The 15,453-nt window shown below is 45.8% G+C and carries 17 protein-coding genes; 14 read left to right on the top strand and 3 right to left on the bottom strand.

Features of this window, described 5'->3' with window-relative positions; translation table 11 throughout:
* Positions 1-131: 131 nt before the first annotated feature.
* The 10 genes from DXD92_RS16475 to DXD92_RS16520 all read left to right on the top strand — a co-directional run bounded on the left by DXD92_RS16475 (position 132) and on the right by DXD92_RS16520 (position 7,985).
* The gene (locus tag DXD92_RS16475) at positions 132-341 is read left to right on the top strand and encodes a FeoA family protein (RefSeq protein ID WP_022462744.1); all 210 of its coding nucleotides are present in this window, start codon (positions 132-134) and stop codon (positions 339-341) included.
* Between the two features lie 19 nt (positions 342-360).
* Entirely contained in the window at positions 361-582 is a 222-nt protein-coding gene (locus DXD92_RS16480; RefSeq protein ID WP_022462745.1) for a FeoA family protein, read from the top strand.
* A gap of 116 nt (positions 583-698) precedes the next feature.
* Positions 699-2,849, top strand: a complete 2,151-nt coding sequence (feoB, locus tag DXD92_RS16485; protein ID WP_022462746.1) for a ferrous iron transport protein B — start codon at positions 699-701, stop codon at positions 2,847-2,849.
* A gap of 97 nt (positions 2,850-2,946) precedes the next feature.
* Entirely contained in the window at positions 2,947-3,081 is a 135-nt protein-coding gene (locus DXD92_RS16490; protein WP_022462747.1) for a FeoB-associated Cys-rich membrane protein, read from the top strand.
* 33 nt (positions 3,082-3,114) lie between these two features.
* A complete protein-coding gene (locus DXD92_RS16495; RefSeq protein ID WP_022462748.1) occupies positions 3,115-3,570 on the top strand; it encodes a transcriptional repressor in 456 nt (151 codons plus the stop codon).
* Between the two features lie 176 nt (positions 3,571-3,746).
* Entirely contained in the window at positions 3,747-4,058 is a 312-nt protein-coding gene (locus DXD92_RS16500) for a DUF6110 family protein (protein WP_022462749.1), read from the top strand.
* Between the two features lie 97 nt (positions 4,059-4,155).
* The gene (locus DXD92_RS16505; protein WP_118594894.1) at positions 4,156-6,243 is read left to right on the top strand and encodes a heavy metal translocating P-type ATPase; all 2,088 of its coding nucleotides are present in this window, start codon (positions 4,156-4,158) and stop codon (positions 6,241-6,243) included.
* A gap of 364 nt (positions 6,244-6,607) precedes the next feature.
* Entirely contained in the window at positions 6,608-6,898 is a 291-nt protein-coding gene (locus DXD92_RS16510) for a DUF2325 domain-containing protein (RefSeq protein WP_022462751.1), read from the top strand.
* Positions 6,899-6,916: 18 nt separating this feature from the next.
* Positions 6,917-7,471 carry a DUF3793 family protein gene (locus DXD92_RS16515; protein WP_055228382.1) on the top strand — a complete coding sequence of 185 codons (555 nt, stop codon included), beginning with the start codon at positions 6,917-6,919 and terminating at the stop codon, positions 7,469-7,471.
* A 91-nt stretch (positions 7,472-7,562) separates the two neighbouring features.
* Entirely contained in the window at positions 7,563-7,985 is a 423-nt protein-coding gene (locus DXD92_RS16520) for a flavodoxin (protein WP_022462753.1), read from the top strand.
* Positions 7,986-8,079: 94 nt separating this feature from the next.
* Here the strand turns inward: DXD92_RS16520 and DXD92_RS16525 are convergent, their stop codons facing one another.
* Positions 8,080-9,234: a DUF4317 domain-containing protein gene (locus tag DXD92_RS16525; RefSeq protein WP_022462754.1), complete on the bottom strand. Its 1,155-nt coding sequence runs from the start codon at positions 9,232-9,234 to the stop codon at positions 8,080-8,082.
* Positions 9,235-9,509: 275 nt separating this feature from the next.
* Between DXD92_RS16525 and DXD92_RS16530 the strand changes: the two genes are divergently transcribed.
* The 4 genes from DXD92_RS16530 (at position 9,510) to nadC (ending at position 14,254) form a co-directional block, all read left to right on the top strand.
* Positions 9,510-10,724 carry an AI-2E family transporter gene (locus DXD92_RS16530; protein ID WP_242991186.1) on the top strand — a complete coding sequence of 405 codons (1,215 nt, stop codon included), beginning with the start codon at positions 9,510-9,512 and terminating at the stop codon, positions 10,722-10,724.
* Positions 10,725-11,108: 384 nt separating this feature from the next.
* Entirely contained in the window at positions 11,109-12,017 is a 909-nt protein-coding gene (gene nadA, locus DXD92_RS16535; protein ID WP_118594893.1) for a quinolinate synthase NadA, read from the top strand.
* A gap of 40 nt (positions 12,018-12,057) precedes the next feature.
* Entirely contained in the window at positions 12,058-13,434 is a 1,377-nt protein-coding gene (locus DXD92_RS16540) for an L-aspartate oxidase (RefSeq protein ID WP_118594892.1), read from the top strand.
* Complete coding sequence (nadC, locus tag DXD92_RS16545) at positions 13,400-14,254, top strand: carboxylating nicotinate-nucleotide diphosphorylase (protein ID WP_022462757.1); 855 nt, start codon at positions 13,400-13,402, stop codon at positions 14,252-14,254. Before DXD92_RS16540 ends, nadC begins: the two co-directional genes overlap by 35 nt.
* Before the next feature lie 141 nt (positions 14,255-14,395).
* Here the strand turns inward: nadC and DXD92_RS16550 are convergent, their stop codons facing one another.
* Together DXD92_RS16550 and DXD92_RS16555 are read right to left on the bottom strand one after the other, a co-directional pair.
* Complete coding sequence (locus tag DXD92_RS16550) at positions 14,396-15,028, bottom strand: SdpI family protein (protein ID WP_022462758.1); 633 nt, start codon at positions 15,026-15,028, stop codon at positions 14,396-14,398.
* Positions 15,012-15,296 (bottom strand): autorepressor SdpR family transcription factor, encoded by a 285-nt coding sequence (locus DXD92_RS16555; RefSeq protein WP_022462759.1) that lies wholly within the window; start codon positions 15,294-15,296, stop codon positions 15,012-15,014. Before DXD92_RS16555 ends, DXD92_RS16550 begins: the two co-directional genes overlap by 17 nt.
* Positions 15,297-15,453 lie beyond the last annotated feature (157 nt).

The raw sequence follows: 15,453 nt of genomic DNA on the forward strand, positions 1-15,453 counted from the left end.
GTAACGGAGTAAATTTCAGAAAAAAATACAAAAAAATAGTAAAAAAGCAGTTGACATCTAACGTACGTTAGCATATACTAACAACTGAAATAGAGATGAAACTCATTATCATACACAGGAGGTAATTGACTATGCCTTTAACGATGGCAAATCCAGGCGAATGTTACACAATCAGAAAAGTTGGCGGAAAAGAAGAGACCAGAAGATTTCTTGAAAATCTTGGCTTCGTCGTTGGCGGAAACGTGACAGTCGTATCGGAAATCGACGGCAATCTCATCGTGAATGTGAAAGATTCCAGGGTAGCCGTTGGAAAAGATATGGCAGCCAAAATCCTGATTTGATAGGAAAGAAGGAGAGAAGATGAAGACTTTAAAAGAGACTTCCGTAGGAGAAACCGTTAAAGTTGTAAAACTCAACGGCTCCGGTCCGGTCAAAAGAAGAATCATGGATATGGGAATCACCAAGGGTGTTGACGTATTCGTGCGCAAAGTTGCTCCGCTCGGCGATCCGGTCGAAGTAACCGTCAGAGGATACGAATTATCCTTAAGAAAAGCAGATGCCGAAATGATTGAAGTAGAGTAAATTTTTTTTGCCTGCTTGTTAGCGAATGCTAACAAAAGCAAGCTGTGGCCAATATTGGTAAGGCTTGTGAAGTTATTAAAATCAGTAAAAATCAAAGAAAGAGGGGCATGGAAAAAATGGCAATTAAGATTGCACTCGCAGGAAACCCGAACTGCGGTAAGACAACATTGTTCAATGCACTGACAGGCTCCAACCAGTTCGTAGGAAACTGGCCAGGTGTAACCGTCGAGAAAAAAGAAGGAAAGCTCAAAGGCCACAAAGATGTCACCATCATGGACCTTCCGGGTATCTATTCTTTATCTCCGTATACACTGGAGGAAGTGGTAGCCAGAAATTACCTGATTAATGAAAGACCAGATGCGATCCTGAACATCGTAGATGGTACCAACATTGAGCGTAACCTGTATCTGTCCACACAGATCATGGAACTTGGTATTCCGGTGATCATGGCTGTCAACATGATGGATATTGTTGAGAAGAACGGAGACAAAATACATATCGACAAACTGGCGAAAAAGCTGGGCTGTGAAGTTGTAACCATCTCTGCTCTGAAAGGAACCGGAATCAAAGAAGCTGCTGATAAAGCAGTGCAGATTGCACAGAAAAAAGGTGCTGCTGTACCGGTTCATGAGTTTGACAAGGATGTGGAGGCAGTCATCCGCACCGTTGAGAGCAAACTCGGAAGTGATATTGTAAATGAGCAGAAACGCTTCTTTGCAATCAAACTTCTGGAGAAAGATGATAAGATCACAGAGCAGATGAAATCCGTTCCGGATGTATCTGCCGAGATCAAACAGCTGGAAGACAAATTTGATGACGATACCGAGAGTATTATTACAAACGAGCGTTACGTTTATATTTCCAGCATCATCGGTGACTGTGTCACAAAGAACAAGAAAAACGCCATGACAACATCGGATAAGATCGACCGGATCGTAACCAACCGCTGGCTGGCACTTCCGATCTTTGCAGTTGTTATGTGGGTTGTATATTATGTATCTGTCACAACAGTAGGTACTTTTGTAACGGACTGGACCAACGATGTACTCTTTGGAGAGATCATTCCGCCGGCCATTGAAAATCTGCTGAACGCGATCCACTGCGCTGACTGGCTGCAGGGTCTGATCCTGGATGGTATTGTTGCCGGTGTTGGTGCCGTACTTGGATTCGTACCGCAGATGCTGGTACTGTTCCTGTTCCTGGCATTTCTGGAGTCCTGCGGTTACATGGCGCGTGTTGCATTCATCATGGATCGTATCTTCCGTAAATTTGGACTTTCCGGAAAATCCTTCATTCCGATGCTGATCGGAAGTGGTTGTGGTGTTCCTGGTATCATGGCTTCCCGTACCATCGAGAATGACCGTGACCGTAAAATGACCATCATGACAACAACGTTTGTACCTTGTGGAGCAAAACTTCCAATCATCGCCCTGATCGCAGGCGCCCTGTTTAATGGAGCTTCCTGGGTTGCACCAAGTGCTTACTTCGTTGGTATCGCAGCAATCATCTGCTCCGGTATCATCCTGAAAAAAACAAAACTGTTCGCTGGCGATCCGGCTCCGTTTGTTATGGAGCTTCCGGCTTACCACTGGCCGACGGTAAGCAACGTTCTCCGCAGCATGTGGGAGCGTGGCTGGTCTTTCATCAAAAAAGCCGGTACGATCATCCTGATGTCTACCATCGTTCTGTGGTTCCTGATGAACTTCGGATGGGTTGACGGATCCTTCGGAATGCTGGAAGCTGAGCAGTTAAATGACAGTATCCTGGCTTCCATCGGAAGCGTGATCGCTCCTCTGTTTGCACCTCTTGGATGGGGCGACTGGAAGATGGCTGTTGCAGCTGTTTCCGGACTGATCGCAAAAGAGAACGTTGTTGGTACCTTTGGTATCCTGTTCGGCTTTGGTGAAGTTGCAGAAGACGGTGCCGAGATCTGGGGACAGCTCGCAGGAAGCTTATCTACGGTAGCAGCTTATTCCTTCCTGGTATTCAACCTTCTGTGCGCACCGTGCTTCGCAGCAATGGGTGCAATCAAACGTGAGATGAACAATACCAAATGGTTTTTTACTGCAATCGGATATCAGACACTGCTTGCCTATGTTGTATCCCTGTGCATCTATCAGATCGGTAACCTGTTCATCGGCGGCGGTTTTGGAATCGGAACGGTAGTTGCTGTTCTGCTCATCATCGGATTTGTATATCTGCTGGTAAGACCTTACAAAGAGAGCGCAACTCTGAGCGTTTCCACCAACAAAATGTTCAGCAAATAATTGCTGTGACAGATAGAGAACATGTATCTGATGAAGAGTCCGTATCCGGCATCCGCTGCAGGATGCGGACTCTTTTGAAAAGAAAGGAGTTGTTTCTATGGGAACTTTTATCACACTTGTAGTCGTTGTTGGTCTGGTAGGACTTGCAGTACGCAGTATGATTAAAGATAAAAAAAGCGGCAAGGGAAGCTGTGGTGGTAACTGCGGGCAGTGCAAGGGACATTGCGACTGACAGGACAGGAATCATCATCAGGAGGTAGAACGTATGCCGCAGGAACAGACAAAGCATGAAGCCAGAAATTATCACAGAACACAGATGAAGCGAGAACTGATTATTCAGAAGCTCCGGGAACAGGGATGCAGAATAACCAGACAGAGACGGATTCTGCTCGATATTATCCTGGAAGAGGAGTGCTCCTGCTGTAAAGAAATTTACTATAAAGCTCTGCAGAAAGACAGCAGCATCGGGCCTGCTACGGTGTATCGCATGGTGAATACACTGGAGAGCATCGGTGCAATCAGCCGCAAAAATTTTTACAAGATTGCCTGTGGAGAAGAATGCTTCAAAGATCAGGGCTGTACCGTAGAACTGAGCGATCATACCATCTGCCGCTTAAGCGGAGAGATGTGGATGGACGTGATGAAATCCGGACTGAAGGCAAAGGGCTATATTCAGAATCAGGATATTGAAAATGTGATTGTTTCAGCGGTGGAAGGCTGAAAAACGGGGAAAACGGGTGAAAATTCCTTCCGTTTTCCCTGTTTTAATGAAAATAATTATCAAAAAGAACTGTACGTATTGTCTAACCGAGCAGGTGAGTGCTATACTGTGAACCACAGCGGGGGAAAATGTAAAATTCAGAAAAAATTTATTTTAATAACAGGAGGAAATGTAATATGACAATCAAAGATTTAAAACATCCAGGACTTTTCGCAGCAGGAGTATTATTCGGAACAGCAGGTATCAAAGCACTGTCCAGCAAGGATGCGAAAAAACTTTACACCAACTGCACCGCAGCTGTTCTTCGTGCAAAGAAAGTTGTTATGGATACGGTAACGACCATCCAGGAGAATGCGGAGGACATCTATGCTGACGCAAAACAGATCAACGAAGAGCGTGAAGCAGCAGAAGAGGCAGTAGAGGATGTAGCTGAAGAGACAGCAGAGGAAGCTGTTGAAGCAGAAGCAGAGGATACGGTTGAGGCATAAGCTGTACACAGCAACATCTGATTTACGTCGTATTCATACGGAAAAAACAAAACGCCTGCAGAATTCTCTGCAGGTGTTTTTCTAGGAGGCATAAGATTTGAAATTTTATATTAAACACGAAAGCAGAGGCAGAATCCGAATCCATCTGGCACAGAAGCGCATGTCCTCCGTACAGGCAGAGACACTGCTGTACTATCTGCAGAATCAGAACCAGGTATCTTTCGCGAAGGTATATGACAGAACCGGCGATGCCGTGATCTGTTACGAGGGAGAACGAGCCGCTGTGATTCGGATGATACAGCTCTTCCACTACGAGGAAGTAGAGCTGCCGACCGGACTGCTTGAGAGCTCCGGCAGAGCGTTAAACAACGAATATCAGGAAAAGCTGATCAGCAAAGTGATTTACCACTTTGGAAGAAAATGGCTTCTTCCGGCACCGATCCGTGCCATCTATACTACGGTTGTTTCCGTAAAATATATCTGGAAAGGAATCCAGACACTGGCACAGGGAAAGATCGAAGTTCCGGTTCTTGATGCAACCGCAATCGGTGTTTCGATGCTCCGCGGCGACTATGGAACCGCAGGCTCTGTCATGTTCCTGCTCGGCGTAGGAGAGCTGCTTGAGGAATGGACGCATAAAAAATCCGTCGGAGATCTGGCACGCAGCATGTCGCTGAACGTCGGAAAGGTATGGCTGAAAAAAGACGGCCAGGAAATTCTCGTTCCGTCTGAAAAAATTGTTGCGGGCGACGAGATTGTCGTACATATGGGAAATCTGATTCCATTCGACGGCGAGGTATCCAACGGCGAGGGTATGGTAAACCAGGCTTCTCTGACCGGAGAATCTGTTCCGGTACGCCGTACCTTAGGTTCCGTTGTCTATGCGGGAACGGTTCTTGAGGAGGGCGAGCTTACCATTCTTGTGAAGCAGACCGGCGGATCCAGCCGTTACGAGAAGATTACCGCGATGATCGAAGAGTCCGAGAAACTGAAATCCGGACTGGAGAGCAAGGCAGAGCATCTGGCAGACCGTCTTGTACCGTATTCCCTTGGCGGAACGGCGTTGACGTATCTTCTGACCAGAAATGCAACGAAAGCACTCTCTATTCTGATGGTAGACTTCTCCTGTGCGTTAAAACTTGCCATGCCGATTTCCGTTCTCTCTGCAATCCGCGAGGCAAACCAGCACAAGATCACCGTAAAGGGCGGTAAATTCCTGGAGGCTGTGGCGGAAGCGGATACGATCGTTTTCGATAAGACCGGAACACTGACAAAAGCGCAGCCGACCGTAGCAGAGGTGGTATCCTTCAGCGAAACAAAGAGCCCGGATGAGCTTCTGCGCATCGCAGCCTGCCTGGAAGAGCATTTTCCGCATTCCATGGCAAAAGCCGTAGTAGACGCGGCAAAAGAGAAACATCTGGATCACGAGGAGATGCACTCCAAAGTAGAATATATCGTTGCACACGGTATTTCTACAACGATCAATGGCGAAAAAGCGATTATTGGAAGTTATCACTTCGTATTTGAGGATGAGAACAGTATCATTCTGGAAGGAATGGAAGAGAAGTTCCGTCATCTGCCGGAGGAGTATTCTCATCTCTATCTTGCCTTAGAAGGTGTACTTGCAGCAGTTATCTGCATTGAGGATCCGCTTCGTCCGGAGGCGGCCGAAATTATCCGTCAGCTGAAAAAAGCAGGTCTGAAAAAGATCGTCATGATGACCGGAGACAGCGAGCGCACGGCAAAAGCGATCGCGAAGAAGGTCGGCGTGGACGAGTACTATGCTGAGGTACTGCCGGAGGATAAGGCAAACTTTGTGGAGAAAGAAAAAGCAGAGGGACGTAAAGTCATTATGATCGGTGACGGTATTAACGATTCACCGGCACTTTCTGCCGCAGACGTTGGAATCGCCATCAGCGAGGGCGCAGAGATTGCGCGTGAGATCGCGGATATCACCGTTGCCGCAGACGATCTGGCAGAAATTCTGGTGCTTCGTATGCTGAGCAACCGTCTGATGAAACGGATTCATAAGAATTACCGCTTTATCGTTACGTTCAATGCCGGACTGATTCTGCTCGGCGTGGGCGGTATTTTACAGCCAACCACTTCCGCACTGCTTCACAATACATCTACTCTTTACATTGGCTTAAAGAGTATGGGTAACCTGCTGGACGAGCCGGTATAAAAAACAGAACAGAATAGCAACGGGAAAGCCGCCGGAGTCTTCTTCTTAAGATTCCAGCGGCTTTTTAACAAAAGCAGGGAAAGTCTCTGCTTCCATTGCGAATATTCTTTCACCAGCGTGATGTGAAAAAGAAAATGATACAATTTTCTCAAGAAAAGCCGGAAAAATTTGCAGGATATCCTTGACAAAATCCGACAAAAACGGTATGATATACCCAACAGTTAGATGTAGCTAACTAAAGTACAACGGATAAAACCAAAAATCATACGGGATCCCGGTAGAGGGATTCTTTCTTAAAACACAGGAGTTAGAATAAACTAATTTCAAGTAGCATAAGATAACAACAGAAAGGCAGGTAGAGAAGATGAGTGTCGTAATTATCGGTGGAAATGAAAGAATGGTGTGTCAATATACAGATATCTGTAAAGACTATGGATGTAAAGCAAAGGTGTTCCCGAAAGAGCATGGCTCCGTTAAGAAAAAAATTGGGAATCCGGATCTGATGATTCTCTTTACCAACACCGTATCCCACAAAATGGTCATCACTGCTTCCCAGGAAGCAAAGAAAAACAATATTCCGATCGCAAGAATCCATACCAGCAGTGCCACCGCACTTCGCTCGGTATTAGATGAGCACTGCGCAGCAGCAATGTAAGAAGGAGACGTAAAAGGCATGATTGAGAGATTTCTGATCGAACACTGTTCGGCAACGCTGGCTTCCATCAAAGCCGCAAATTTATGTAATATGACATTTTCATCCAAAGAAGAACTGGAAGATCAGATTTCATACTGGAGTGCCTGTCTGGAACCAAAAGGAATTCACATCTTTGTATTGCGGGAGCATGAGACGAGAGCACTGGTCTATGTGTACCGTGAAGGGCTTCTCCAGAAGGAGCTGGAAAATCCGGAGAATGCAGCGTTTTTAAAATCCTATGGATATGAAAATACAGACATTGCCTATGCACTGAATCGCCTGAAAACCCGGGTAGCAGAGTGTAAAGAAGGATTTCCGCATGAGATCGGTGTGTTTCTCAACTATCCGCTCGGTGATGTGATCGGTTTTATTGAGAACAAAGGCCACAATTATAAATGCAAGGGATGCTGGAAGGTCTATTGCAATGAGTGCGAAACACAGAAAACATTTCAGCGCTATCAGAAATGCAGAAACGTGTATCTGCGTCTCTGGAAGCAGGGAAGAAGCGTTTTACAGCTCACCGTAGCTGTTTAACATAAAATCCTGCATACCATAAAAAGGGCAGTAGGATCGGGGAAAGAAAAATCCCCCGGAATCAGAAAATAAAGAAAGAAGGATTTGAAACATGAGCAAAGTAGCAGTAGTTTATTGGAGTGGAACCGGCAACACAGAAATGATGGCACAGAAAGTAGCAGAGGGAGCAAAAGAGGCAGGCGCAGAAGTTTCTGTTCTGACTTGCGCAGATTTCTCTGCGGATGATGTAGATGCATACGATGCAATCGCTTTCGGATGCCCGGCTATGGGGGCAGAAGAGCTGGAAGATACCGAGTTCGAGCCAATGTTCTCCGCATGTGAATCCAAACTCTCCGGAAAGAAAATCGCTCTGTTCGGTTCCTATGGATGGGGAGACGGCGAGTGGATGCGCACCTGGGAAGAAAGCTGCAAAAATGATGGCGCCGAGCTGGTATGCGACAGCGTGATCTGCGCAGACGCGCCAGATGATGAAGCTGAGGCAGCATGCATTGCACTTGGAAAAGCACTCTGCTAAGCATAAATAAAAGGAAGAAAAAGCGGCAGCCCTTTTGTCTGGGACTGCCGCTTTTTTTTTCGGACAATGAGAAAGACTCGCTGTCATTTGGCTGTTAAAATTCGGTATCATCCGCATCGGATGGCCGTGACGGTTTTAAAAGAATTCCGTTGATTTCCACTTCATCGGCTGCCTCGATCAGAATATACGGTGTTCCGTCGATCGTACGGGTTTCGATGAGCTGGGCCTTTTCCGGGCTGACTTTGATGATAACATCCGGGGTGCGGATCTCGTAGTTCCGTGTACTGGCCACGTTCGAGGCAACGAAGCTTGCTTTCTCATCCGCAATGGATTCGTACTTCTCGTCGAACTCGTCAAGCTGTTCATTCGGTACGCCGCTGCTGGCGAGCAGACGTTTTACCTCGTGTTTATCGAGCACCACCGGTTCCGGATCGTCTTTCCGCTCTTCAATCATGGTATTTAAGTTCTCCTGAATGGTCATAACAGTAGAAAAATCACAGGCGGAATCGAGAGTTTCTTCTATAATAGACTGAAACGTTTCTTTCTGAGATTTCGCGGAAAGCGGCGCCTGACAGCCCAGGAAGTGGTCGAGAAAGTCCGGCTGATCCATCTCTGCGTTTTTCGTGAAATACAGCAGATTGTGGATATCCGTGTTGCGGTCTGTGAAGGCCGGGAAGAGAAAACCGTTTTCCGGTGCGCCGACCACCCAGTCCTGCACGCGGTTTTCAATCGTATTGTGGGACACATTGTAGCAGAGACCCGGTTTGTCGAGTTTTACCGGGCAGATGCTGCAGAGGATAAATTCATAGACGTAATCGGAAGCATCGTCCATATCCAGATTATCAGAAGCGCGTCCCGGTACATCGTATGCACCATGGATCAGAATAATATAGTAGTTTTCCGGATAGAGATAATCCGCCATCACCTTTTCATAAAATTCATCAATCAGCGCTTCGTCCTTCAGCTCACTGTTGCGGAGTTTTAAGAGAAACTCCTGTGTGCCGCCCTCACTTTCCTGGGAGAGCGGGAACTCCATATTCAGCAGATTCTTTCCGATGGTACCGGAGAGGGTGCTTTTAAAAATCTTAAAATACTTAAACATTTCTTCCTCTTCGAGAGAGAGAAACGCTTCTTTTAATTTTGTCTTAATATTCTTTTCCGCATCCACATAGCATCCGCAGATTCGCGTGATCGCACAGTGGGATGGGGTAAACAGTTTTTTAATTTCGGCAATTTCCTTTTTGTTCATATAGAATGCTCCTTTATCAGCAATTTCGTATCTTAGACAAGTACTTTCTATTATAGACCATAGGGAAGGGAAAAGGCAAGAAAGAAAATAGCGACTATATCTTATTATACTTTAAATATAATTTCAAAAATCTTGACAGAGGTACCGATTCTGTTATACGATTAGGTCTAATAAAGGGGAGTAATTTGAGTTTGAAAATTTGCGTTTGCAAGTTTTCCGATTATTCAGCTACTTAAATGGATACGCATGAAATTAAGAAAAAGAGGAGAATGATAGTGGATATAAGTAAAAAATCTGTAAAAAAAATCCGGGAACTTATTGTGTTTACAGCATTTCTTGTGGTCGCACTGTGGAAGTTTAATGTGGTACTCGATGTGTTGAAAGCAATATGGGGGATCGTATTTCCATTTGTACTTGGCGGAGCGATCGCATTTGTGACCAACGTGCCAATGAGCTTTTTGGAAAAGAAAATTTTTGGAAGGGCAAAAAAAGAAAATAAGATAGTCGAAAAACTGGCAAGACCGATAAGCCTGTTCCTCACGATCGTATTTGCGGTTGGCGTGATTGTACTGGTGATGTTTGGTGTGATTCCGCAGCTTACGCGGACAATAGGAACCCTGATGATGAGTATCGCTGATTTTATTCCGCAGATGCAAAGCTGGATCCGGGAGTTTTCCCATAATAACCAGGAAATCATGAAGCTTGTAGATCAGGTACAGTTTAATCCGGATCAGGCGATCAAGTGGGGGATAAGCCTACTTGGAAATGGTGCAGGAAATATGATGAATATCACAATGTCAGCAGTGGGTTCCATAGTTAGTGGATTGGCAGCCTTTTTTGTTGCATTTTCCTTTGCCTGCTATGTCCTTTTTCAGAAGGAAACGCTGCAGGTGCAGATTCGAAAAGTATTTTTCGCTTTTCTTCCAAAGGAAAAAGCAGATGCTTTTCTTAAAGTCTGCTCTCTGACTTATCAGACATTTGCAAATTTTCTTACAGGTCAGTGTCTGGAAGCCGTGATCCTTGGCTGTATGTTTGTTGTGATATTGAGCATTTTGAGGATGCCATATGCACTTTTGATTGGAGTTTTAATTGCGTTTACGGCATTGATCCCGATTTTCGGAGCCTTCATCGGGTGTGCAGTGGGAAGCTTTTTGATCTTTATGGTAAATCCGAAACAGGCAATTTTATTTATTATAGTATTTCTGGTGCTGCAGCAGATCGAGGGAAATCTGATCTATCCTCATGTTGTGGGTGAGTCTGTAGGGCTTCCATCGATTTGGGTTCTTGCAGCAGTTACGATCGGCGGAAATCTTATGGGAATTATAGGTATGCTTGTTTTTATTCCGTTGCTTTCCGTGTTCTATACTATTTTTCGGGAATTCGTATATCTGCATCTGAAAAAAAAGCATATCAAACAGGTGACAAAGACAGAAATAGAAGAAGATACGGCGGAAGAAATGGTAAATAGTGAGATACCAGAGGTGAAATGATAGAATCCCGTCTTTGACAGCTGTATGGTGATAAAACGGTTACAAACCCAGTAAATATGGGTATTGTGGCCGTTTTTTTTTGTAGATCATTATTCAACCGTCAAACTTCCGGGTGTTTTTTATAGCAGTCCCAGAAAATAATGCAAAACTTCAGCACTGCAGAACGTGAATTACTGCGTCACAGATTTTTGTATCTTAGACAAGTACTTCCTATGATAGACTACAGGGAAGGGAAAGGCAGGAAAGAAAAAAATGTACAATGGATATTACAACTGTCTTGTCACATGACAAAAGTTGTGGTATACTAAGCGCTAAAGTGTTAAAAAAATATCACGATTCAGGGTTCTGAATCGTTATAGTAAAAATAGGAAGGAAACAAAACCAATGGATACCAGAAGAGAAAAGCTGGAAGCATTAAAGAAAGAAAAAAACGCTGTCATCATGGCACACTATTACGTGCCGGATGAGGTGCAGGAAATTGCCGATTACATCGGGGATTCGTATTACTTAAGCGACATGGCGACGAAAGTGGACGCCAGTGTCATCGTTCTCTGCGGCGTTCGTTTCATGGGTGAGAGCGCCAAAATCTTAAACCCGGGCAAAAAAGTACTGCTCCCAGATCTGCATGCCGACTGTCCGATGGCTCACATGGCAGCGATTGAAAAAATCAAGGAAGTCCGGCAAGAGTACCCGGATGTGGCTGTCGTATGCTATGTCAATTCCACCGCGGAATTAAAAAGTCATTCCGACGTCTGTGTCACCTCCTCCAACGCAGTAAAAATTGTAAAAGAACTGCCGAACCACGACATCTTCTTTATCCCTGATGAGCATCTTGGTACCTATGTGGCTGAGCAGGTGCCGGAGAAACATATCATCTTAAATGACGGTTTCTGCCACGTACATGCTGCCATCCGCCCGGAAGCCGCAAAGGCTGCAAAGGAAGCGCGCCCGCAGGCAAAGCTTCTCGTTCACCCGGAGTGCAGAAGTGAAGTCGTTGCACTTGCCGATTATGTCGGAAGCACCGCAGGCATCATCAAATATGCCGAGGCAAGTAAAGATACCGAGTTTCTCGTTGCAACCGAGCTTGGTGTTTTCGCGGAGCTGAAAAAGCGCTGCCCGGATAAGAAGTTTTATGCAGTGGGAAATACGCAGATCTGCCCAAATATGAAAAAAGTAACATTGGACAAATTAATAGAAGCACTGGAAAACGAGGAGAATGAAGTTCTGTTAAGCGAACAGGAAATTTCAGACGCACATGCGCCGCTGTTAAGAATGCTCGAGCTTGCAAAGTAACAAAATAAGCAGAACGCAGAAGCGGAAAAGAGGAAACGAAATGAAAAAGTATTATGATGCAGTGATTGTAGGATGCGGTGTGGCAGGATGCTTTACGGCACTTCATCTGCCCCAGGAAGCCGATATTCTGATGATAACAAAAGCAGATACCGAGGACAGCGACTCCTTCCTCGCACAGGGCGGTATTTGTGTTCTGAAAAACGAGAGCGATTACGATGCGTTCTATGAAGATACGATGCATGCCGGGCACTATGAAAATACGCCGGAATCCGTCGACATTATGATCCGTTCTTCCCGAAATGTTATCAATCAGCTCATTGCCTGGGGTGTGGATTTCCGTCGCGATGAGAACGGAGAACTCTGCTATACGAAAGAAGGCGCACATTCTACCAACCGCATCCTGTTCCACGACGATGTAACCGGAAAGGAGATTACGAGCAAGCTTCTCGCGCAGGTAAAAAAGCTGCCGAACGTGACGCTTCTTGCGCACACGGAAATGTGTGATATTCTTTCCGGCAAAAATGGCTGCGAGGGTGTTCTGATCCGGGATGAAGAAGGAAAGCTGGTTCCGGTTTATGCCAGGGATGTGATCTGGGCGTGCGGCGGTATTGGCGGAATTTATGACAATTCTACGAACTTCCCGCATCTGACAGGAGATGCACTTGCAATTGCGATCCACAGGAACGTAGCACTGAAAAATGTCAATTACGTACAGATTCACCCAACAACGCTGTATTCCCAAAAGAAAGGCCGCCGTTTCCTGATTTCCGAATCTGTCCGCGGAGAGGGCGCTGTACTGCTCGATAAAAATGGCGAGCGTTTCACCGATGAACTGCAGCCGCGTGACATGGTATCCCGTGAGATCCACCGTCAGATGGAAAAGGACCACACGAAGCACGTATGGCTTTCCCTGAAAACGATTCCGCTCGATGTAAAAGAACGGTTCCCGAATATTTACCAGAAATGCCTGGAAGAGGGATACGATATCACGAAAGAACCGATTCCGGTTGTACCGGCACAGCATTACTTTATGGGCGGCGTCAAGGTAGACAGCAATAGCGAAACGACGATGGATCATCTGTATGCAGCAGGTGAGACGAGCTGCAACGGCGTGCACGGTGCAAACCGTCTGGCAAGCAATTCTCTGCTGGAGAGCCTTGTATTCGCAGAGCGCGCGGCAAAGAAGATGGCTGCCGAATGGGCCGCAGAGGGTCTTGTAGAGAACGCAGACCGCAAAGAAACGGCAACGGAGCCGAAGGAAGATGAATGGAAGCTCCTTGCAAAACGGTACGATATTAGAAAAGAAGATTACCAGGATATGGAAGAATATGCAGAACGCTGCAAAGAGAGCATCTGGGATGCGATCAGAAAGGAAGACAAATATGAATCCAATCACAAGAACACTAAATGTGGATAATCTGCTGCTGTTGGCGCTGCAGGAAGATATCTCCAGTGAAGATGTAACCACGAATGCTGTCATGCCAGAAGCCTGCCAGGGAACGGTACAGCTTCTCTGCAAACAGGACGGCGTCATTGCCGGTATGGAAGTATTTGCAAGAGTATTTACGCTGCTCGATGAGAAAACCGAGATTATTCCGTATGTGAAAGACGGCGATGAAGTCAAAAAAGGCGATCTGCTCGCAACCGTAAACGGCGATATCCGTGTTCTGCTGTCCGGTGAGAGAACCGCGCTCAATTATCTGCAGCGGATGAGCGGAATCGCAACGTATACGAGAAGCGTTGCGAAGCTGCTCGAAGGTTCCAAAACGACCCTTCTCGATACCAGAAAAACGACCCCGAATATGCGTATTTTTGAAAAATATGCAGTCAAAATCGGTGGCGGCCAGAATCACCGCTACAATCTGTCCGACGGCGTTCTGTTAAAGGACAACCATATTGGAGCTGCAGGCAGTGTCACAAAAGCGATCGAGATGGCACGCGATTATGCTCCGTTTGTGCGTAAGATTGAAGTCGAGTGTGAAAACCTCGATATGGTCCGCGAAGCAGCAGATGCAGGTGCCGACATTATCATGCTCGACAATATGACTCCGGCGCAGATGAAAGAGGCGGTAGCCGTCATCAACGGCAGAGCAAAAACCGAGTGCTCCGGAAATGTGACAAAAGAAAATATCGCCACTATCCTCGACACCGGCGTAGACTATGTTTCCAGCGGTGCACTGACGCATTCTGCACCGATTCTTGATGTATCATTGAAAAATCTGCATCCAATAGAATAAGTATAAAAATAGGAATCATTTCCTTATAGATATAAAAATCGCGAAATAAAAAAGCTTCTGTTCCTCCCGGAAAAAGGGAAGAACAGAAGCTTTTTTAAACAGGAAACTTCGTTGAATTTTCTTATAAAAAATTCTCCGGGTTTAGATTCCTTTTTTAAACAGGAGAAAGGAATATCCGATCGGAATCAAAACCAGCGCTGCGATCGTGAGAAATAAAATCCATTCAAGCTGCAGAAAGCTGTTTACGATCATGGCAACGCCGCCGATGATCCAAACCCAGCCGGCGAGGCGGTGAGTGCGGTTCCAGTTTTCCTGACTGTGAAGGGTCCATGGAACCTTGATGCCGGTTGTGTAGTTCTGTTTGCATTTTGGCATGTAATTGCCGATGAGAATAAAGAGAAGGCCGACAATCCCATTGCTAACAAAACCGATATCAACTGCGATGCCGACTGCGTTTGCGTAGATGGAGCAGCAGACGATCAGAGAGGTTACAGGTATGATCCACAGAACAAGACGGATCATCTTCGGGCCGATGTTCTGCCGCTTCGGATCAGAAAAAGTGAGAACAGCGGTAAAAATCTGCAGAGCGGCAAGAAACAGAGGAATACCGATCACTGCCATCGTTTTGCTGCTCCAGCCGTTTGGAACATTGTTTGTGCCAAAATGGGTGGCAATGGTGTCCGGCATGCGATTCCAGAGCAGAAGTCCGATCACCATCGGAAAAAGAGAAATGAGTGTTGTCAGAATCAGTGTTGTTTTATATTTTTTCCACATCAGAAGTGCCTCCTTTGAGCTCTGAAATCCAGAGCATGATTTCTTCCAGGACGGAAGTGTTGAGTTCATAATAAATAAAATTTTTCTCCCGGGATTCCAGCACAAGGTCTGCTTTTTTCAGAATACCGAGATGGTAGGAGATGGTTGCACCTGCCATATCAAAGTGCGATCCGATCTCCCCGGCAGAAAGTCTTTCGTTTTTCAGAAGCTCCAGAATCCTTCGCCGGACAGGATCGGAGAGAGCTTTAAACGTTTCTGCGAATGCCATGGAAACCTCCTTTCCGGCAGTATGAATGCAAATTAATTAGAAATTCATCTAAATACTTTTTATCACATGGAAAGCGAAAAGTCAATAAGCATTTCGAAAAAATTCCAAATAGTTTTATTGTTGATTTTGAGTTGCTATTTTCTGCAGAATACGCTAC

Origin of the sequence: Blautia sp. TM10-2 (assembly GCF_003480845.1) — a bacterium.
GTDB lineage: Bacteria > Bacillota > Clostridia > Lachnospirales > Lachnospiraceae > Fusicatenibacter > Fusicatenibacter saccharivorans.